Origin of the sequence: Kosakonia sp. CCTCC M2018092, assembly GCF_003864115.1 — a bacterium.
GTDB lineage: Bacteria > Pseudomonadota > Gammaproteobacteria > Enterobacterales > Enterobacteriaceae > Kosakonia > Kosakonia cowanii.
In genome coordinates this window covers 1,750,957-1,769,677 of sequence record NZ_CP034225.1, presented here as the reverse complement: position 1 = coordinate 1,769,677, position 18,721 = coordinate 1,750,957, and the positions used below count along the sequence as shown (strand labels likewise).

At 55.0% G+C, this 18,721-nt stretch carries 19 protein-coding genes and 1 other annotated feature; of the genes, 10 read left to right on the top strand and 9 right to left on the bottom strand.

All coding sequences use genetic code 11. The features are described from left to right. Positions 1 to 51: 51 nt before the first annotated feature. Positions 52 to 1,212: a serine-type D-Ala-D-Ala carboxypeptidase DacD gene (gene dacD / locus EH164_RS08275; RefSeq protein WP_124967896.1), complete on the bottom strand. Its 1,161-nt coding sequence runs from the start codon at positions 1,210 to 1,212 to the stop codon at positions 52 to 54. 209 nt (positions 1,213 to 1,421) lie between these two features. On the opposite strand from dacD, the gene sbcB reads away from it, so the two are divergent. Further along, entirely contained in the window at positions 1,422 to 2,846 is a 1,425-nt protein-coding gene (gene sbcB / locus EH164_RS08270; RefSeq protein ID WP_124967895.1) for an exodeoxyribonuclease I, read from the top strand. 33 nt (positions 2,847 to 2,879) lie between these two features. On the opposite strand, the gene tsuB is transcribed toward sbcB, so the two are convergent. From tsuB to EH164_RS08230, 8 genes are all read right to left on the bottom strand, one after another. Further along, on the bottom strand, positions 2,880 to 3,107 hold the full coding sequence (gene tsuB / locus EH164_RS08265; protein WP_023479141.1) for a thiosulfate utilization sulfurtransferase TsuB/YeeD: 228 nt from the start codon (positions 3,105 to 3,107) through the stop codon (positions 2,880 to 2,882). A gap of 16 nt (positions 3,108 to 3,123) precedes the next feature. After that, positions 3,124 to 4,179 carry a thiosulfate utilization transporter TsuA/YeeE gene (gene tsuA / locus EH164_RS08260; RefSeq protein WP_124967894.1) on the bottom strand — a complete coding sequence of 352 codons (1,056 nt, stop codon included), beginning with the start codon at positions 4,177 to 4,179 and terminating at the stop codon, positions 3,124 to 3,126. A 175-nt stretch (positions 4,180 to 4,354) separates the two neighbouring features. Continuing rightward, positions 4,355 to 5,716: an APC family permease gene (locus EH164_RS08255; RefSeq protein ID WP_124967893.1), complete on the bottom strand. Its 1,362-nt coding sequence runs from the start codon at positions 5,714 to 5,716 to the stop codon at positions 4,355 to 4,357. Positions 5,717 to 6,076: 360 nt separating this feature from the next. Further along, a complete protein-coding gene (locus tag EH164_RS08250) occupies positions 6,077 to 7,861 on the bottom strand; it encodes a glycosyltransferase family 39 protein (protein ID WP_124967892.1) in 1,785 nt (594 codons plus the stop codon). Continuing rightward, a complete protein-coding gene (locus EH164_RS08245; protein WP_124967891.1) occupies positions 7,861 to 8,709 on the bottom strand; it encodes a hypothetical protein in 849 nt (282 codons plus the stop codon). The genes EH164_RS08250 and EH164_RS08245 overlap by 1 nt, the downstream gene beginning before the upstream one ends. Next, complete coding sequence (locus EH164_RS08240; RefSeq protein WP_042718436.1) at positions 8,706 to 9,362, bottom strand: bifunctional 2-polyprenyl-6-hydroxyphenol methylase/3-demethylubiquinol 3-O-methyltransferase UbiG; 657 nt, start codon at positions 9,360 to 9,362, stop codon at positions 8,706 to 8,708. The genes EH164_RS08245 and EH164_RS08240 overlap by 4 nt, the downstream gene beginning before the upstream one ends. After that, positions 9,355 to 10,314, bottom strand: coding sequence for a glycosyltransferase family 2 protein (locus tag EH164_RS08235; RefSeq protein ID WP_042718440.1), 960 nt, complete (start codon positions 10,312 to 10,314; stop codon positions 9,355 to 9,357). Before EH164_RS08235 ends, EH164_RS08240 begins: the two co-directional genes overlap by 8 nt. Before the next feature lie 120 nt (positions 10,315 to 10,434). After that, positions 10,435 to 11,265: an SDR family oxidoreductase gene (locus EH164_RS08230; protein ID WP_124967890.1), complete on the bottom strand. Its 831-nt coding sequence runs from the start codon at positions 11,263 to 11,265 to the stop codon at positions 10,435 to 10,437. A 175-nt stretch (positions 11,266 to 11,440) separates the two neighbouring features. Here EH164_RS08230 and hisL point away from each other — a divergent pair, with 175 nt between their 5' ends. The 9 genes from hisL (at position 11,441) to hisIE (ending at position 18,693) form a co-directional block, all read left to right on the top strand. Further along, on the top strand, positions 11,441 to 11,491 hold the full coding sequence (gene hisL, locus EH164_RS08225) for a his operon leader peptide (RefSeq protein WP_124971351.1): 51 nt from the start codon (positions 11,441 to 11,443) through the stop codon (positions 11,489 to 11,491). After that, positions 11,467 to 11,589: a sequence feature (His leader region), on the top strand. It overlaps the preceding gene by 25 nt. Before the next feature lie 36 nt (positions 11,590 to 11,625). After that, entirely contained in the window at positions 11,626 to 12,525 is a 900-nt protein-coding gene (gene hisG, locus EH164_RS08220; RefSeq protein WP_023479108.1) for an ATP phosphoribosyltransferase, read from the top strand. Positions 12,526 to 12,576: 51 nt separating this feature from the next. Beyond that, positions 12,577 to 13,881, top strand: a complete 1,305-nt coding sequence (gene hisD / locus EH164_RS08215) for a histidinol dehydrogenase (RefSeq protein ID WP_124967889.1) — start codon at positions 12,577 to 12,579, stop codon at positions 13,879 to 13,881. Further along, entirely contained in the window at positions 13,878 to 14,939 is a 1,062-nt protein-coding gene (gene hisC / locus EH164_RS08210; RefSeq protein ID WP_124967888.1) for a histidinol-phosphate transaminase, read from the top strand. The genes hisD and hisC overlap by 4 nt, the downstream gene beginning before the upstream one ends. After that, on the top strand, positions 14,936 to 16,003 hold the full coding sequence (gene hisB / locus EH164_RS08205; protein WP_094420912.1) for a bifunctional histidinol-phosphatase/imidazoleglycerol-phosphate dehydratase HisB: 1,068 nt from the start codon (positions 14,936 to 14,938) through the stop codon (positions 16,001 to 16,003). Before hisC ends, hisB begins: the two co-directional genes overlap by 4 nt. Next, on the top strand, positions 16,003 to 16,593 hold the full coding sequence (hisH, locus tag EH164_RS08200) for an imidazole glycerol phosphate synthase subunit HisH (RefSeq protein ID WP_023479202.1): 591 nt from the start codon (positions 16,003 to 16,005) through the stop codon (positions 16,591 to 16,593). Before hisB ends, hisH begins: the two co-directional genes overlap by 1 nt. Beyond that, positions 16,593 to 17,330, top strand: a complete 738-nt coding sequence (hisA, locus tag EH164_RS08195) for a 1-(5-phosphoribosyl)-5-[(5-phosphoribosylamino)methylideneamino]imidazole-4-carboxamide isomerase (RefSeq protein ID WP_124967887.1) — start codon at positions 16,593 to 16,595, stop codon at positions 17,328 to 17,330. The genes hisH and hisA overlap by 1 nt, the downstream gene beginning before the upstream one ends. Next, the gene (gene hisF / locus EH164_RS08190; RefSeq protein ID WP_076770116.1) at positions 17,312 to 18,088 is read left to right on the top strand and encodes an imidazole glycerol phosphate synthase subunit HisF; all 777 of its coding nucleotides are present in this window, start codon (positions 17,312 to 17,314) and stop codon (positions 18,086 to 18,088) included. Before hisA ends, hisF begins: the two co-directional genes overlap by 19 nt. Continuing rightward, positions 18,082 to 18,693 carry a bifunctional phosphoribosyl-AMP cyclohydrolase/phosphoribosyl-ATP diphosphatase HisIE gene (gene hisIE, locus EH164_RS08185; RefSeq protein WP_124967886.1) on the top strand — a complete coding sequence of 204 codons (612 nt, stop codon included), beginning with the start codon at positions 18,082 to 18,084 and terminating at the stop codon, positions 18,691 to 18,693. The genes hisF and hisIE overlap by 7 nt, the downstream gene beginning before the upstream one ends. The last annotated feature ends 28 nt before the right edge of the window (positions 18,694 to 18,721 follow it).

Sequence of the window (18,721 nt, the reverse complement as noted above, 5' to 3'; positions counted from 1 at the left end):
CGTCAATTATGCGAGCAGACTCGCAAGCCTGCCACTCTGCCCGCACGATGGTCACCCTTTATGGTGCAGATAGTCACTCAGTCGGGAGAAGAGCCCGCCTTTGCCGACGCTCTCCAGCGTCACCAGCGGCATTTTGGCAATCACCTTATCGCGGTCATAAAGCTGGATTTCACCCACGCGCTGATGGGCGGCAAGCGGCGCTTCCAGCTCTTTACTGTCCAGCACATATTTGGCTTTGATGTTTTGCAGCTCCGCTTTCGGCAGCACCAGCCAGCGGTCCTCATTGGTGCCGACAGCAATCTGCTCTTTATCGCCATACCAGACACGCTCGCTGCCCACTTTTTTGCCGTTACGCAGGATCTCAACCGTATCGAAGTTCTGCTGACCCCAGTGCAGCAGCTTGCGCGCCTGCTCTTCGCGCCCTTTCGGGCTGTCTGCGCCCATGATCACGGCGATCAAACGGCGTTGACCATCAACGCTTGAGGCAATCAGGTTAAAGCCCGCGCCGGAGGTGTGGCCTGTCTTCAGCCCATCGACATTCAGGCTTTTATCCCACAGCAGCCCGTTGCGGTTCTGCTGGGTGATGCCGTTCCACGTCAGGCTCTTTTCGCTGTACATGTGATAGAAGTCCGGCTCGCCGTGAATAATGGCGCGCGATAACACCGCAAGATCGTAGGCCGAACTGTGCTGCCCCGGCGCATCCAGGCCGTGTACCGTTTCGAAGTGGGTATCACGCAGATTCAGTTTCTGCACATAGTCGTTCATCATCGCCACGAACTGCGGCTGCCCGCCGGCGACGTGATCCGCCAGTGCCACGCAGGCGTCATTCCCGGAATCGACAATCAGCCCACGGCTCAGGTCGCGCACCGTCAGGCGATCGCCCGGCTTAAGGAACATCAGTGACGAGCCGGCAAACACCGGGTTGCCCTGCGCCCAGGCATCTTTGCCGACTGTAACCACGTCGTCCGCACTGATGCGATGGCTATCAATGGCACGATCGACGACATAGCCGGTCATCAATTTGGTGAGACTCGCCGGATTACGCTGCTGATGCTCATGCCCCGCAGTTAAGATTTGCCCGGTGGTGTAGTCCATCAATACCCATGATCCGGCCTGTACTGCCGGGGGCTGAGGGGCAAATGGGAGGTCGTCGGCCTGAGCGCAATGGACGCTCACCGCCAACAATGAAGCAGCAAACAAACGGCGTTTCAATGAAATATCCTCAATACATCGGAAAGGGGCGTCCTTTGTACGGAACTTCGTGTGTCGTTACTTGGCAAAATTGCAAAGAAATGTGACATAAATCATTTTTAAGCCCCTGTTTTTGCGAGTTGCGCCGTAAGCTGACGCGGTTTTTCTTCGGCACACGGGCGACGATGGTTTACCATAGTCGGCATACTTTCTGACAGGATGAGCTTCTGGTGTCTGATTCCCCGGCAACCCCGACATTTCTTTTTCATGATTACGAGACCTTTGGAACCAGCCCCGCGCTGGATCGCCCGGCGCAGTTCGCCGCGCTGCGCACCGATGCCGATTTCACCACCATCGGCGAGCCGGAAGTCTTCTACTGCAAACCCGCCGATGACTATCTCCCCCAGCCTGAAGCGGTGCTGATCACCGGCATTACCCCGCAGGTGGCGCGCGCCAAAGGTGACAACGAAGCGGCATTTGCTAAACGCATTCATGACCTCTTCACCGTGCCAAATACCTGCGTGGTGGGTTACAACAACGTCCGTTTTGATGATGAAGTGACGCGCAATATTTTTTACCGCAACTTCTACGATCCCTACGCCTGGAGCTGGCAAAACCACAACTCCCGCTGGGATCTGCTGGATGTGATGCGCGCCTGCTACGCCCTGCGCCCGGAAGGGATCAACTGGCCGGAAAATGAGGAGGGGCTGCCGAGTTTCCGCCTTGAGCACCTGACTAAAGCGAACGGCATTGAGCACAGCAATGCTCATGATGCGATGGCGGATGTCTATGCCACCATCGCCATGGCGCAACTGGTAAAAGCGAAGCAGCCGAAGCTGTTTGCCTATCTTTATAGCCATCGCAGCAAGCAGAAGCTGGCAACCTTGATTGATGTGCCGCAGATGAAACCGCTGGTGCATGTCTCTGGCATGTTTGGCGCGGCGCGCGGCAACACCAGCTGGGTTGCGCCGCTGGCGTGGCATCCGGAAAACCGCAACGCGGTGATTATGGTCGATCTGGCGGGCGATATGTCGCCGCTGGTGGAGCTGGACGCCGATGCTTTGCGTGAGCGTCTCTATACGCCGAAGAGCGAGCTGGGCGATGCCGCGGCGGTGCCGGTCAAGCTGGTGCATCTCAACAAGTGCCCGGTGCTGGCGCAGGCCAACACGCTGCGACCAGAGGATGCTGAACGGCTCGGTATCGATCGCCAGCGCTGTCTCGATAATTTACAGATCCTGCGCGACCATCCGCAGGTACGCGAGAAAGTGCTGGCGATCTTCGCCGAAGCGGAGCCGTTTGTGCCGTCGGAGAATGTCGACGCGCAGATCTACAACGGCTTTTTCAGCGATGCCGACCGTGCGGCAATGAAAATCCTGCTCGAGACCGAGCCGCGCAACTTACCGGCGCTGGATATCACCTTTGCCGACGGGCGCATTGAGAAGCTGCTGTTTAACTACCGGGCGCGTAACTTCCCCGGCACCCTCGATGAAGAGGAGCAGCAGCGCTGGCTGGCGCATCGCCGCGAGATCTTTACGCCGGAGTTTTTACAACGCTACGCCGAAGAGTTGCAGGCGCTGTTCCAGCAGTATGATGGGGACAGTGAGAAACAGGCGCTGTTGAAAGCGCTGTGGCAGTACGCCGAAGAGATTGTCTGAAAGTCGCCCTCCCGTCGCGGGAGGGCCTGCGGCTTACGCCTTCTGGACGGTGATGCTCCAGGCAGCATCACCCACCTGCTGGTAATCGGTAATGGTGTGCCCCTCTTCTGCCGCCCACTGAGGAATCGCTTCCGTCGCCTGGGTGCAGTCGAACTCAATCACCAGTTCATCGCCGCTGTGCATCTCCGCCAGCGCCGCTTTTGCTTCAATCAGTGGGAACGGGCATACCTGCGTTACCACATCGAGTTTTTTAACTGCCATAACAGCTCCTGTTTATTTAGGCCACAGCCGCGGCAAGCTTCGCTTTGCGCTGCGGACGAACGTATAAAAACCATGACGCGGTCCATACGCCAAGGATCATAAATACCAGCCCGATCCAGCCCTGCCAGGTCATCATCGCCGTCATCACCAGACCGTTACCGATAGAGCAGCCGCCCGCCATGCTGGCACCGACGCCCATCAGCAGCCCACCAAAGCCGCTGCGCAGCGTGGTTTGCGCATCGGCGGCGCGCACGCGGAACTCGCGGCTGGCTTTCGCGGCAATCAGCGATCCCAGAAAGATACCCAGCACCAGGAAGACGCCCCAGTTCAGCACCTTGCTCTGGCCTGCCACCAAAAATTGCAGAATGTTGGCAGTCGGCGAGGTGATGCCAAGACCAAACATACGCCCGGTAGCTTCGCTCAACGGCCATGCCAGCAGCGCAATCAGGCCGATCAGCACGGCGGTGACAAACGGATGCCAGCGCTTCTCAAACAGAATGTGCGCAAGGCCGGTTCTGCGCGGCGGCAAAGAGGCCACTTTCAGCTTCGGTTTGCGCAGCTCTTTCGCCACCAGCCACAGGGTTACCGCCACCAACAGCACAACCAGCGGCCAGACGGAGAAGCCAAAGGTCTCGGCAATTGAGTTGTGTTCGGTACTGTAGGTTTTCAACAGCTGGTTGAGGCCAGCGGCGTTCGGCGAGCGCATCACCGCACTCATCACCATATAGGTAAAGAGCGCAATCCAGCTGCCGATCAACCCCTCCCCGGCGCGATACCAGGTCCCGGTCGCACAACCGCCTGCGTAGACGATGCCAAGCCCAAAAATATAGCCGCCCACCACGGTGCCAAGCCACGGGAAAGCGCCGGCGTCATACTGCACCACGCCCGCCTGAATCAGGGCGAAAACCCCCACGCTCTGGATCGCAATCGCGATCAACAGGGCATAAAACATGCGGTTATTTTTCGCGATGTACATATCGCGAAAGCCGCCGGTGAGGCAGAAACGGCCCCGCTGCATCACAAAGCCGAGCAGCGCGCCGCAGATCAATCCACTTACAATCATTGAGAACATAACGGTAATAGCGTCCGGAAAAACAAGATCGCAAATTATTCACAAGCAGCCGGGCGGGAACCAATAACAAAATGGTCTAGCATAGGGTGTTTTGTTATTAGCGGCGGGTGGAAAAGCGAAGGCGAAAAAAAACCGGAGGCGTGGCCTCCGGTTTCATTATCTGTCTGAGCAGATATTACTGAGTGATATCTTCGTACTGCGGCACCGGGTTACGGAAGCTGCGGGTCACGCAGGCCAGGTAAACCAGACCAATCGCGCCCCAGATGAGGCCCAGTACCATCGAGCTCTCTTCAAGGTTAACCCACAGCGCACCGACCGTCAGCGCGCCGCAGACCGGCAGCACCAGGTAGTTGAAGTGGTCTTTCAGCGTTTTGTTACGCTTCTCGCGGATCCAGAACTGGGAGATCACCGACAGGTTAACGAAGGTGAAGGCCACCAGCGCACCGAAGTTGATCAGCGCGGTGGCGGTGACCAGATCGAAGTTAATCGCCAGCAGCGCAATCGCGCCAACCAGCAGCACGTTCCATGCCGGAGTACGCCATTTCGGATGCACATAGCCGAAGAAACGGGTCGGGAAGACGCCGTCGCGGCCCATTACGTACATCAGACGGGAAACGCCCGCGTGTGCCGCCATACCGGATGCCAGTACGGTAACGCTTGAGAAAATCAGCACGCCCCACTGGAAGGTTTTACCCGCAACGTAGAGCATGATTTCCGGCTGCGACGCGTCCGGATCTTTAAAGCGCGAGATATCCGGGAAGTAGAGCTGCAGGAAGTAAGAGGCCACGATAAAGACCACGCCGCCCAGCAGTGCGGTGAGGAAAATCGCGCGCGGAATTACGCGCTCAGCGTCTTTGGTCTCTTCAGAAAGCGAAGAGATACCGTCAAAGCCGAGGAACGAGAAGCAGAGGATCGTCGCACCGGTGATCATCGGCACCACGTGCGCGCCTTCGGACCAGAACGGACGGGTGCTGGTCAGCGTGCCTGCGCCTTCGCCGTGCGACACACCGTAGATGATAAGCCCGACGATGACGGCAACGATGCCCATCTGCAGGATTACGATCAGGGTGTTGAAGTTCGCCACGGTCTTGATGCTACGCAGGTTGGAGATGGTCATAAAGGCCACCAGCGCCACCACGAACAGCCACGACGGAACAGAAGGCACCAGCGCTTCAAAGTAAATTTTCGCCAGCAGAATGTTGATCATCGGCATGAACAGGTAGTCCAGCAGCGATGACCAGCCCACCATAAAGCCCACGGCCGGGGAGATGGATTTCTGCGCGTAGGTATAAGCGGAGCCTGCCGACGGGAAGCGGCGCACCAGTTTACCGTAGCTCAGGGCAGTAAAGAGAATAGCGACCAGGGCAAACGCGTAGGCGGTTGCCACATGACCATCGGTCAGGCCGGAGACGATACCAAACGTATCGAACAGCGTCATCGGCTGCATATAGGCAAGGCCCATCATTACAACCGGAATCAGCGTAAGGGTCTTACGCAATTCCACGCGAGAGGTTTTTGGAGTAACGTTATGCGACATGGCTAACCCCCATAACGGCGGCGGCCGTCGCAAAAGCAAAATATTGCCCCATTTGTGTTCTTTCCTCAGCGACAACGACTGTCGGTTTTTAAATGTGTATCTATCCGGTACGAAGCCCGGCCTCTTTTATTGAATGACGTTTTGCTTGCAAAAAAATAACCGACGCGTTGAACGTCGGTTAATCTTCTCATTTTTTGCAGCGGCATATTCTGCACCAGGTTGAAGCACAATGACAATACAATGCAGGCCGCCGCGGAAATTAATGATGTCTAACCGTTTGATTTTTAAACGACAGCTTGATCATTAATCCTTCTAATAGCACTTTTTGCAACATTTTACGGCACAAAAAGGGTTTGCCCGCTATTTTGCCGCTTCGCCAAAGTAAAGTTTGAAGGCGAAGTCGCTATCTTTTTGTAACTGGCCATCTACGATGGCATCACCGCCACTGTAAAAATCATAGACCACCGGACCATTCTTGCTACCAGCATAGCCAGGATATTCCGTCGTATCGCGCTTCGCCGCCCACCAGGTGACGAAGGTGTTTTCATTCGCATCCGGCGAGGTGAGTTGCAGGAGATAATGTCCCCCGGGCTTCAGTTCAATAGCAGGAAAGCTCACCTCCACCCAGGAGTTGTCGGCTATGGTGGACGCATCGATAGCGTGTTGGTACAAAACATCGCCTTCCATCGTGAGCAATGAGACGTTTAAGGTGGAGTGATCGACGCGCGAGTAAGTGCCTATCATCATCCCGGCTTTAAGCAGATGCGCAGAGAGGGCGGTAAATGATTGCTGAAAAATGCGTCCCTTAGCCAAACCACCATAGTTAATGTAAAACGAGTTCTGCGCGATATACATTCGGTCCATCACGCCGGGGTAAGCGTACACCCGTATCCATGAAGGGTAGACATTTGCGAGTGTCATTGCGGTAATCATCAGCAGGGATACGCTACGAAGGATGTTGCTTTTAATGAGATCGAACGCTACTGCGATGCATAACGCAAAAGCCGACAGAAACCCGAAGGAGTACCTTGCCTGAAGCGCTCCCTGATAACCGGTCTGCAAATGCAGTTTACGCAGGGCAATAAAATAGAAAACAACAAAGAGAATGAACGCGATCATCATTGCCAGCGACGCTCGCTGCGCTTCCGTTTTCGCTTTGGTCAGGGAGGTCAGCATGACAACGCCTATGGACAGCCCCAGCAGCAGCCACTTAAGCAGATCCACACGCAGCAGCGAATCTTCAAACTCAACATGTCCGTAAGGCTGTGTTAATGAGAAGAGGTTCGCATTAAAAAAGAGCTTGATGTAATCAACAAGGCCTAAGCGTTCTGCCGCTGGATTCATAGTCTGGAACATCACATCAGGCCCTTTCTGCGGCGAAGGGAAAAACGCGCCATAGATGTGGTGAATAACGATGTAGTAGCTAAGCACGGCGATGAGCGATAACGCCGGAATAAAATAATCGCTGCGTCTGGAAAGCTTGATAAATGTTGTCCAGGCGCGCATGTAAATAAGGAAATGGACGGCAAACATGCAAATGATAGCCAGCGCGGCGGTGGCCTTCGATAATGCGGCTATTGCCCCGCCAATAAACAGACCGGCCAGAATGCGGCGGCTCGCCTGTTCCTCCTTTACGCTTATCAACGCGTAGAGAAAAACAGAGCAACCAAGAAAGCTGATGGGATCGTTACTGACAGAGGCACAGAGCAAAGGAAACATAGGCAACAACATGAAAATCGTCATGCCTGCGAATATTGCCCCTGAGGAGCAACCCACTCTCTTTAAGGTACGGAAGGTAATCAGAATGATCAGTGACCCGATAACCATATTTACCAGTTGGGCCACCAGCACCGCATGATGCTGCAGACTAAAGAGGCGAACAATATAACCCGACAGTAAATAGTAAAGCGCAGGATGATTCAGATGATTATATTTTTCGCCCGTGCTGTATAGCCCAGATCGATAATCGGGAAACCCCTCTCTAATGACATCGTAAACATACCCCATGTGGGCAATGCCGTCGGGGAAATCGCGAAACTGATAACTCAACAAATAACCTGAGGATATACACAGAAATAAAGCAAGAAGCGTAACCAAAGTTACGCTTTCTTTATTAATCACCCTGCTATTTCTTATCTGGTTCATTATTGCAAACCTCTTTTTGCAGCCACAGAGAACAAATAAAATAAGACATCACCTGCTAAAGTAATAATCCGGCTCAATAGTGCAGCGACGATTACTTCAGATTGTGGCAAGTGAATGAGTAACATCACCAGCACGGCCTCTCTGACCCCAATTCCTGCCGGCGCGCCGGGCGTAATCAACCCGAATAACCATGCAACAATAAATGCGGTAGTGACCGTCATAAAAGCGGAGAAGCCCGTTACGGAAGCTGCGTTCAGACAGTACAAAATAGTGTAAAAAAGCATGCCGGTAATGACTAAATACAAGCATTGAAAAATCAGTGCCGTAAAAATATTTGCATTATAAAACAGTGCGCAAAAGACCAGCGCCACCATAGCTAAAAACAGACCGATTGATATTGCAGAGCTGATAAATGAAAAAAAATGCGGCAACATTAATGTCGTAAATGCGCAGCCACAGAATACTAATAGCAGCAACTCCATCGCGATCGACTTAGCGACTGGCCGAGCCTGCAGGTTGTAACGCATGGCGACAAGCTGCCTGCCGGCAAACTGGAAAACATTCCCTGGAATATATTTAGCCAGTTGCGATAATCCATAAATCACCAGTGTCGTTTTGAGGTTAACTTGCTGGCCGTTAGCGCGAAGTATTTTTTTCCATGCGATAACAAGCAACACCACCGATAGCCCGGAAACCCAGGCTAATATAAAAGAGACAAAAATAAACGATGGAGAAAGCGCTATTTCTGATAATTGCCCGGCATAGGTGCGAAATCGCAGGATAAGAAAGATTATCCCCGCGATTGCCAGCACATTTCCGCAAAGCCCTAATAATTTATTGAGCTTCAACGATCTTTCCTTTTCTGGCACAACACCATTGTCCAGGGAAAAGGTGAAGCCACGCTGACAATATCAAAATGCTGACCAACAAATTTCAGGAAGCTTTTTTTAGACCAGTGCTGCAGATGTCCAGGCGTGTTGCCAAAGCTGGAGAGATACTTTCCGCGCAGCATATTCAGCGCACACCATATGGGCTCACGGGGCACGCTGAGAATAACGTAATTCTCAGCTACTTCGCTCAGTTTCCGGATGCCCGATTGCGGATCTTCTAAATGTTCAAGAACTTCACAACACACAATTAAATCAGCAGCGTCATGATCCTTATCCAGATCATATATGCTTTTAACACTGAACTTCTCTTGTGCCAGATTGCTTGCGCTGGCATTTGCTTTCGCAATATTAATCACTTCAGTTGAAAAGTCACATCCGCGCGCATTAAGGCCGCTGGCATTCCATTTGTTGACCCAAAAACCCTCCCCACATCCAATTTCATGGATATTGGTGGGTCTGGCTTTGCCAACAAATGAAGAGAGAGCCTGATCGAAACCGTTCATCATCCATTTCACTACCGGATTTTTTGAACCATACTTATCAAAGGTATTGCCGAAAACAATCCCGTCCTCTTTTTGCCCGCCGGCAACATTGAAGTTTTTATTATTCATTTTCGTTACCTTTTAATTTGACGTTTATCTGCTTTGTTGTAAAACGCAGATCTTCAATCAGTTTTCGGTTTGCAGCCAGCAGATCGGCAATAAAGGCGATGAGTATTGTCTGAAATCCAACAATCAGCAGAACTGAGGCGAGGATCAGTGACTGGATATGCCCTTCCCCTGCCCCCATGAGAAATTTAAACAAGAACCGTAATCCGATCAGTACGCCCAGCGAAAAAATTACCGCACCTAAACTGCCAAAAAAACGAAACGGGCGATAAATAACAAAAATACGGATGATGGTCACAATGCTTCTTTTGATATAAGAGAATATATTCTTCACTAATTTTGAGGGGCGTAGATCTTCATTCACCCGAACATCTACCGAGGTGAGGCTAATATTTTTCTGGCCTGCCTGAATGATAGTTTCAAGGGTGTAGGTATAGTCATTAAATACAATTATTTTTTGCGCTGTTGCTCGTGACAACGCCCTGAAACCACTTGGTGCATCCGGTATGTTCGTTTTGCTTGCCATTCGAACAACCCAACTGCCTATTTTTTGTAGAATTTTCTTCACCGGCGAAAAGTGATCAATCGTGGCGATAGGACGGGCACCGATAACCATTTCAGCACGATTTTCAAGAATGGGTTCGATAAGCAAAGGAATATCGTCGGCGCAGTATTGGTTATCAGCATCGGTGTTGACAATAATGTCTGCGCCCAACTCCAGACAGGCATCAAGACCCGTGGTAAAGGCTCGCGCCAGACCTTTATTCCCGGTATGCCTGACAATATGATGGACACCATTATCCTGAGCTACTTGAACCGTTTCGTCCGTGCTGCCGTCGTCAATGACTAACCATTCAACAGTATCAACACCTTTGATTTCCTTCGGAAGTGCTTGTAAGGCGATCGCCAACGTTTCAGCTTCGTTATAACAAGGGATCTGAATAATTACTTTCACAAAATTGCCCTTAATCCGACCTGTAAAAATATGCAATGCCACTGTTATCTTTTCGCTTACGTATAAACGCGTAAGCCTTTCTTAACTTTCTGAGTGGCATCGAAAATATATTTTATGATTTTAAAAATTTTCCAGCGGCATTATGAGCGGGTCAGTATAGAGATAATCAAAACCCAGTTCATTACATATGCGACTGCCATCGACCTCTTTTCCTCTGCCCGCATTGCTGGATTTAACAAAGTTTGGCGGCTCCAGCCCTAGTTTTTTGGCCATAGCGGGGTAAAAAGTTTCCCGTGTAGGGTGCCCGGGAGAGCAGAGATTATAAATGTGTCCACCTTTCGGTGATAGCAGCAATAACGTTATTGCTGAGATAACGTCTTCAAGATGAACCAGATTGACTACGTGCTCTCCATTCGGCGCCATTTTGCCAGCCAAAAAACGCCCCGGATGGCGCGCGGGCCCCACTAAGCCTGCCAGGCGCAGAATGTCGACCTGGGTGCCCGGTAAATTGTGCAACCAATCCTCCAGTTCCTTCAACACGCGACCGCTGGCGGTGACGGGCTCCCTGGGCGTTGTCTCTTTCGCCACGCCAGAAAAATCGCCATACACTGAAGTGGAACTGGTAAAAATAATGCGGGGAATGCGGTGGGCCAGCGCACAATCGACAATCTCCTGCATCGCTTGCAGATAGAAGTCGTCGCCGGGGCCGCTGCGCCGGGCTGGTAGCGTAATGACCAGCGCGTCGACATTCATCAGCGCATCGAGATCGTCCGGGTCACAGACTAGTTCAGGTTCGAGCTTAAGCAGATAGCTTTCAATACCGCACATGCGCGCCGCCTCGACGCCATCTTCCGTGGTCTTACTGCCGGTCACGTGCCAGCCTCGCGCCATTAACGAGAGCGCCAGCGGCATCCCCAACCAACCTAACCCGACAATTGCGACTTTTTTCATGCCTCTCCCCTGCGAACAGCCTGCGAATACCATTAGGCTACGCCAGCGCTCTGTCAGTGACAATTCATAGAACGAATATGAAATGATTTAAACATAAAAAAAAGCCCTTGCCTTCAACGACCAAACTGGTTTACGGTAATTGCCAACATATGAATAAGCATTCATCGAGAATTTTATGAACCGCGTTCCATCTAAACACCACCATCATCACCATCACCCTGACTAGTCTTTCAGGCGATGTGTGCTGGAAGAGAGTCAGATCTTCCAGTGGTGCATGAACGCAAAGAGAGCCCCCGGAAGATCATCTTCCGGGGGCTTTTTTTTTGGACAATTTTTAGCAGGATTACAGAGGACAACAGAATGTTAGATAACTCGCGTTTACGCATAGCTATTCAGAAATCCGGCCGTCTTAGTGACGATTCACGCGAACTGCTGGCCCGCTGCGGGATCAAGATCAACCTGCACACCCAGCGCTTAATCGCCCTCGCGGAAAATATGCCGATCGATATTCTGCGTGTACGCGATGACGATATTCCGGGCCTGGTGATGGATGGCGTGGTCGACCTCGGCATTATTGGCGAGAACGTATTAGAAGAGGAACTGCTGACCCGCCGCGCGCAGGGCGAAGATCCGCGCTACTTCACCCTGCGCCGCCTCGATTTTGGCGGCTGCCGCCTGTCGCTGGCAACGGCGGTAGATGAAGCCTGGGACGGCCCGCTGTCGCTCAACGGCAAACGCATCGCCACTTCCTACCCTCACCTGCTGAAACGCTATCTCGATCAGAAAGGCGTCTCCTTTAAATCCTGTCTGCTGAATGGCTCCGTCGAAGTCGCCCCGCGCGCCGGGCTGGCAGACGCGATTTGCGATCTCGTCTCCACCGGCGCAACGCTGGAAGCGAACGGCCTGCGCGAAGTCGAAGTGATCTACCGCTCGAAAGCCTGCCTGATCCAGCGTGATGGCGAAATGCCGGAAGCCAAACAGCAGCTGATCGACAAACTGCTGACCCGTATTCAGGGCGTGATTCAGGCGCGCGAGTCGAAATACATCATGATGCACGCGCCGAGCGAGCGTCTGGACGAGGTGATCGCCCTGCTGCCGGGCGCTGAGCGCCCGACCATTCTGCCGCTGGCAGGCGATCAGCAGCGCGTGGCAATGCACATGGTCAGCAGTGAAACGCTCTTCTGGGAGACCATGGAGAAGCTGAAAGCACTGGGCGCCAGCTCTATTCTGGTGCTGCCGATTGAGAAGATGATGGAGTAAGGCCTCGCTGTGTGCGGCCTGCGGTCCCGTTTGCCAGATAAGGAAAAGAGTATGAGCTTTAACACCATCATCGACTGGAACAGCTGTAGTGAAGAGGAGCAGCGCGCCCTGCTGCTGCGCCCGGCGATCTCCGCCTCCGAAAGCATTACCCGTACAGTCGCAGAGATCATTGAAGAAGTGCGCGCGCGCGGCGATAACGCCCTGCGTGATTTTAGCGCGAAGTTCGACAAAACCCAGGTCGACGCGCTGAAAGTGACCGCACAGCAGATTAAAGAAGCCAGCGCCCGCCTGGGTGACGAGATCAAACAGGCAATGGCGGTGGCGGTGAAGAACATCGACACCTTCCACACTGCGCAAATTCTGCCAACCGTGGATGTGGAAACGCTGCCAGGCGTGCGTTGCCAGCAGGTAACCCGCCCGATTGACTCGGTAGGGCTCTATATTCCCGGCGGCTCCGCACCGCTCTTCTCAACGGTGTTAATGCTGGCAACCCCGGCGCGCATCGCAGGCTGCAGCAAAGTGGTGCTCTGCTCACCGCCGCCTATCGCCGATGAAATCCTCTACGCCGCGCAGCTGTGTGGCGTGCAGGCGGTCTATCAGGTCGGCGGCGCGCAGGCGATTGCCGCTCTCGCCCTCGGCACCGAATCAGTGCCGAAAGTGGATAAGATTTTTGGCCCAGGCAACGCCTTCGTCACCGAAGCTAAACGCCAGGTGAGCCAGCGTCTCGATGGCGCGGCAATCGATATGCCGGCCGGTCCTTCCGAAGTGCTGGTGATTGCCGACAGCGGTGCGACACCGGATTTCGTCGCCTCCGATCTGCTGTCGCAGGCGGAGCACGGCCCCGATTCGCAGGTGATCCTGCTGACCCCCGATAGCGAAATGGCATCACGCGTGGCGCAGGCCGTTGAACGTCAGCTTGCCGACCTGCCGCGCGCGGAGACGGCGCGCCAGGCGCTTGCTGCCAGCAGGCTGATTGTGGCGCGCGATCTGGCGCAGTGCGTGCAGATCTCAAACCAGTACGGCCCGGAGCACCTGATTATTCAGACCCGCGACGCGCGGTCGCTGGTGGAGAGCATTACCAGCGCCGGTTCGGTGTTCCTCGGTGACTGGTCGCCGGAGTCGGCGGGCGATTACGCCTCCGGCACTAACCACGTGCTGCCGACCTATGGCTACACAGCGACCTGCTCCAGCCTCGGGCTGGCAGATTTCCAGAAACGCATGACGGTGCAGGAGCTTTCGCGCGAAGGGTTTGCGCAGCTTGCCAGCACCATCGAAACGCTGGCGGCGGCTGAACGCCTGACCGCGCACAAAAACGCCGTTACCCTGCGCGTCAAGGCGCTTAAGGAGCAAGCATGAGCATTGAAGAGCTGGCGCGTAAAAATGTCCGCGAACTGACGCCGTATCAGTCGGCGCGCCGCCTTGGCGGCAAAGGTGATGTCTGGCTGAATGCCAATGAGTTCCCGACCGCAGTCCCGTTCGATTTGTCGCAAAACGCGCTCAACCGCTACCCGGAGTGCCAGCCGAAAGCGGTGATCGATAACTACGCCCAGTACGCAGGCGTGAAACCGGAGCAGGTGCTGGTGAGCCGCGGCGCTGATGAAGGGATTGAGTTGCTGATCCGCGCCTTCTGCGAGCCGGGCCAGGATGCGGTGCTCTTCTGCCCGCCGACCTACGGCATGTACAGCGTCAGCGCTGAAACCTTTGGCGTCGAGTATCGCACCGTGCTGGCCCGTGAAAACTGGCAGCTGGATTTGCAGGGCATCGCCGATAAACTGGATGGCGTGAAACTGGTCTATGTGTGCAGCCCCAACAACCCAACCGGGCAGATAATCAACCCGCAGGATCTGCGCAGCCTGCTGGAGATGACCCGCGGTAAAGCACTGGTTATCGCCGATGAAGCCTATATTGAGTTCTGCCCGCAGGCGACCCTCGCCGGCTGGCTGAGTGAATATCCGCACCTGGTTATCCTGCGCACTTTATCAAAAGCCTTTGCGCTGGCGGGGCTGCGCTGCGGCTTTACCCTTGCCAATGAAGAGGTGATCGCCCTGCTGATGAAAGTGATTGCTCCCTACCCGCTCTCCACGCCGGTGGCCGATATTGCTGCGCAGGCGCTCAGCCCGCAGGGCATTGCGGCAATGCGTGAGCGCGTGGCGCAGATCGTCGCCGAGCGGGCGTTCTTAGTGAATGCATTGCGTGATATTCCCTGCGTTGAGCAGGTGTTCGACTCCGAAACCAACTATATTCTTGTGCGCATGACCGCCTCAAGCGCGGTGTTTAAATCGCTGTGGGATCAGGGCATTATCCTGAGAGACCAGAACAAGCAACCCTCTTTAAGCGGCTGTCTGCGTATCACTATTGGTACCCGTGAAGAGAGCCAGCGCGTCATTGACGCTTTACGTGCGGAGCAAGTATGAGCCAGAAGTACCTGTTTATTGATCGTGACGGAACACTGATTTCCGAGCCGCCCACCGATTTTCAGGTGGACCGATTTGACAAGCTCGCCTTCGAGCCGCAGGCGATCCCGGTGCTGCTCAAGCTGCAGGCGGCGGGCTATAAACTGGTGATGATCACCAATCAGGATGGTCTTGGCACCAGCAGCTTGCCGCAGGCGGATTTTGACGGCCCGCACAACCTGATGATGCAGATTTTCCAGTCCCAGGGCGTGGAGTTCGAAGAGGTGCTGATCTGCCCGCACCTGCCGAGCGATAACTGCGACTGCCGCAAACCGAAAGTGAAACTGGTCGAGCGCTGGCTGGAAGAAGGCGCGCTGGATCGCGCCAACAGCTACGTGATTGGCGATCGCGCCACCGACATTGAGCTGGCGGACAACATGGCGATTGGCGGCCTGCGCTACAACCGTGAAACCCTGAACTGGGCGATGATTGGCGAACAGCTGACCCGCCGCGACCGCTATGCCCACGTTGTGCGTAACACCAAAGAGACGCAGATTGAGGTTAAGGTGTGGCTCGACCGTGAAGGCGGGAGCAAAATCAACACCGGCGTCGGCTTCTTTGACCATATGCTCGATCAGATCGCAACCCACGGCGGTTTTCGCATGGAGATCGCGGTAAAAGGCGATCTCTATATCGACGATCACCACACCGTTGAAGATACTGGCCTGGCGCTGGGCGAAGCGCTGAAGCTGGCGCTCGGCGATAAGCGTGGCATTAACCGTTTCGGCTTTGTGCTGCCGATGGATGAGTGCCTGGCTCGCTGCGCGATGGATATCTCTGGTCGCCCGCATCTGGAATATAAAGCGGAGTTCACCTATCAGCGCGTCGGCGATCTGAGCACCGAAATGGTGGAGCACTTCTTCCGCTCGCTCTCCTACACCATGGCGTTGACCCTGCACCTGAAGACCAAGGGCAAAAACGATCACCACCGCGTCGAGAGCCTGTTTAAAGCCTTTGGCCGTACGCTGCGCCAGGCGATCCGCGTTGAGGGCGATACTCTTCCCTCTTCAAAAGGAGTGCTGTGATGAATGTGGTGATCCTCGATACCGGCTGCGCCAACCTGCACTCGGTGCAGTCCGCCATTATGCGCCACGGCTATGAGCCGCTGGTCAGCCGCGATCCCGACGTGGTGCTACGCGCCGACAAACTCTTTCTGCCGGGCGTCGGCACCGCGCAGGCGGCAATGGATCAGCTGCGTGAGCGCGAGCTGATTGAGCTGGTCAAAGCCTGTACGCAGCCGGTGCTGGGCATCTGCCTCGGTATGCAGCTGCTCGGGCGTTTCAGCGAAGAGAATGGCGGCGTCGACCTGCTGGGCATTATTGATGAAGCGGTGCCGAAAATGAATGATGTCGGGCTGCCGCTGCCGCATATGGGCTGGAACCAGGTCTACCCGAAAGCGGGCCATCGCCTCTTCCAGGGCATTGAGGATGGCGCGTACTTCTACTTTGTTCACAGCTACGCAATGCCGGTGAATGCCAGCACCATCGCCCGCTGTGATTATGGCGAGCCGTTTACCGCCGCCGTACAGAGCGACAACTTCTACGGCGTGCAGTTTCACCCGGAGCGCTCCGGGCGCGCGGGCGCGCAGCTGCTGAAAAACTTCCTGGAGATGTGATGATCATTCCCGCTTTAGATTTGATTGATGGCAGCGTGGTGCGCCTGCATCAGGGCGATTACGCCCAGCAGCGCGACTACGGCAGCGATCCGCTGCCGCGCTTGCAGGAGTATGCCGCTCAGGGCGCACAGCTGTTACACCTCGTCGACTTGACCGGTGCGAAAGATCCGGCGCGTCGCCAGATCCCGTTACTGAAAACGCTGGTGGCGGGCGTTACTGTGCCGGTGCAGGTTGGCGGCGGCGTGCGCAGCGAAGAGGATGTTGCCGCCCTGCTCGACGCGGGCGTGGCGCGGGTGGTAATTGGCTCGACGGCGGTGAAATCGCCCGAGACGGTTAAAGGCTGGTTTACCCGTTTCGGCGCCGACAAGCTGGTGCTGGCGCTGGATGTGCGCATTGATGAGCAAGGCACAAAACAGGTTGCGATCAGCGGCTGGCAGGAGAACTCCGGCGTGACGCTCGAAGCGCTGGTGGAGACCTATCTCACCGTTGGCCTGCGCCACGTGTTGTGCACGGATATCTCCCGCGACGGCACGCTGGCAGGCTCGAATGTGTCGCTGTATGAAGAGATCTGCGCCCGCTGGCCGCAGGTGGCGTTTCAATCCTCCGGCGGCATTGGCGACATTAATGATATCGCCGCGCTGCGCGGAACAGGCGTAGGCGGCGTGATTGTCGGCCGCGCGCTGCTGGAAGGTAAATTTACGGTGAAGGAGGCCATTCAATGCTGGCAAAACGGATAATTCCTTGTCTCGATGTGCGTGATGGCCAGGTGGTGAAAGGCGTGCAGTTTCGCAACCACGAAATCATCGGCGACATTGTGCCGCTGGCAAAACGCTACGCCGAGGAAGGCGCAGATGAGCTGGTGTTTTACGATATCACCGCCTCCAGCGATGGCCGCGTGGTGGATAAGAGCTGGGTGACGCGCGTGGCGGAGGTGATTGATATCCCCTTCTGCGTGGCGGGCGGCATCAAGTCGATTGAGGACGCGGCGCAGATCCTCTCCTTCGGCGCAGACAAAATCTCGATTAACTCACCGGCGCTGGCGGATCCTGAGCTGATTACCCGGCTGGCGGATCGCTTTGGCGTGCAGTGCATTGTGGTGGGGATTGATACCTGGTTTGATGCCGCAACCGGCAAATATCACGTGAATCAATATACCGGCGATGAGAGCCGCACCCGTGTGACGCAGTGGGAGACTCTCGACTGGGTGCAAGAGGTGCAGAAGCGCGGTGCCGGTGAAATTGTGCTGAATATGATGAACCAGGATGGCGTGCGTAATGGTTACGACCTGGAGCAACTGAAAAAAGTGCGCGAGGTGTGTAATGTGCCGCTGATCGCCTCCGGCGGAGCCGGCACGATGGAACACTTCCTTGAAGCCTTCCGCGACGCGGATGTCGATGGCGCGCTGGCGGCCTCGGTGTTCCACAAACAGATTATCAATATTGGTGAATTAAAAGCGTACCTGGCAGGCCAGGGCGTGGAGATCAGGGTATGTTAACAGAGCAACAACTCTCCCAACTGGACTGGGAAAAAACCGACGGACTGCTGCCCGCCGTGGTGCAACATGCGGTCTCCGGCGAAGTGCTGATGCTGGGCTATATGAACAAAGAGGCGCTGGCAAAAACGCAGGAGAGCGGCAAAGTGACCTTCTTTTCGCGCACCAAAGGCCGCCTGTGGACCAAAGGCGAAACCTCCGGACACTTCCTCAATGTGGTGAAGATTGCTCCTGATTGCGACAACGATACGCTGCTGGTGCTGGTTAATCCGATTGGCCCCACCTGCCATAAAGGCACTTCAAGCTGCTTTGGCGACACCAGCCACCAGTGGCTGTTCCTCTATCAGCTGGAAACGCTGCTGGCTGAGCGTAAGAGCGCCGATCCGGCAAGTTCCTATACCGCCAAACTTTATGCCAGCGGCACGAAGCGTATTGCGCAGAAGGTTGGCGAAGAAGGCGTAGAGACGGCGCTGGCGGCAACGGTGAACGACCGCGAAGAGTTGACCAATGAAGCATCGGATCTGATGTATCACCTGCTGGTGCTGCTACAGGATCAACAACTTGATTTAACCACCGTGATTGAGAACCTGCGCGCACGGCATCAGTAAACGGCGGGCATAAAAAAACCGGGCTGTG

Bases quoted from the DNA above. Each gene is read 5' to 3' on its own strand.
- tsuB (WP_023479141.1), bottom strand. From the start codon at position 3,107: ATGGCAGTTAAAAAACTCGATGTGGTAACGCAGGTATGCCCGTTCCCA.
- tsuA (WP_124967894.1), bottom strand. From the start codon at position 4,179: ATGTTCTCAATGATTGTAAGTGGATTGATCTGCGGCGCGCTGCTCGGC.
- EH164_RS08255 (WP_124967893.1), bottom strand. From the start codon at position 5,716: ATGTCGCATAACGTTACTCCAAAAACCTCTCGCGTGGAATTGCGTAAG.
- EH164_RS08250 (WP_124967892.1), bottom strand. From the start codon at position 7,861: ATGAACCAGATAAGAAATAGCAGGGTGATTAATAAAGAAAGCGTAACT.
- EH164_RS08240 (WP_042718436.1), bottom strand. From the start codon at position 9,362: ATGAATAATAAAAACTTCAATGTTGCCGGCGGGCAAAAAGAGGACGGG.
- EH164_RS08230 (WP_124967890.1), bottom strand. From the start codon at position 11,265: ATGAAAAAAGTCGCAATTGTCGGGTTAGGTTGGTTGGGGATGCCGCTG.
- hisG (WP_023479108.1), top strand. From the start codon at position 11,626: ATGTTAGATAACTCGCGTTTACGCATAGCTATTCAGAAATCCGGCCGT.
- hisD (WP_124967889.1), top strand. From the start codon at position 12,577: ATGAGCTTTAACACCATCATCGACTGGAACAGCTGTAGTGAAGAGGAG.
- hisC (WP_124967888.1), top strand. From the start codon at position 13,878: ATGAGCATTGAAGAGCTGGCGCGTAAAAATGTCCGCGAACTGACGCCG.
- hisB (WP_094420912.1), top strand. From the start codon at position 14,936: ATGAGCCAGAAGTACCTGTTTATTGATCGTGACGGAACACTGATTTCC.
- hisH (WP_023479202.1), top strand. From the start codon at position 16,003: ATGAATGTGGTGATCCTCGATACCGGCTGCGCCAACCTGCACTCGGTG.
- hisA (WP_124967887.1), top strand. From the start codon at position 16,593: ATGATCATTCCCGCTTTAGATTTGATTGATGGCAGCGTGGTGCGCCTG.
- hisF (WP_076770116.1), top strand. From the start codon at position 17,312: ATGCTGGCAAAACGGATAATTCCTTGTCTCGATGTGCGTGATGGCCAG.
- hisIE (WP_124967886.1), top strand. From the start codon at position 18,082: ATGTTAACAGAGCAACAACTCTCCCAACTGGACTGGGAAAAAACCGAC.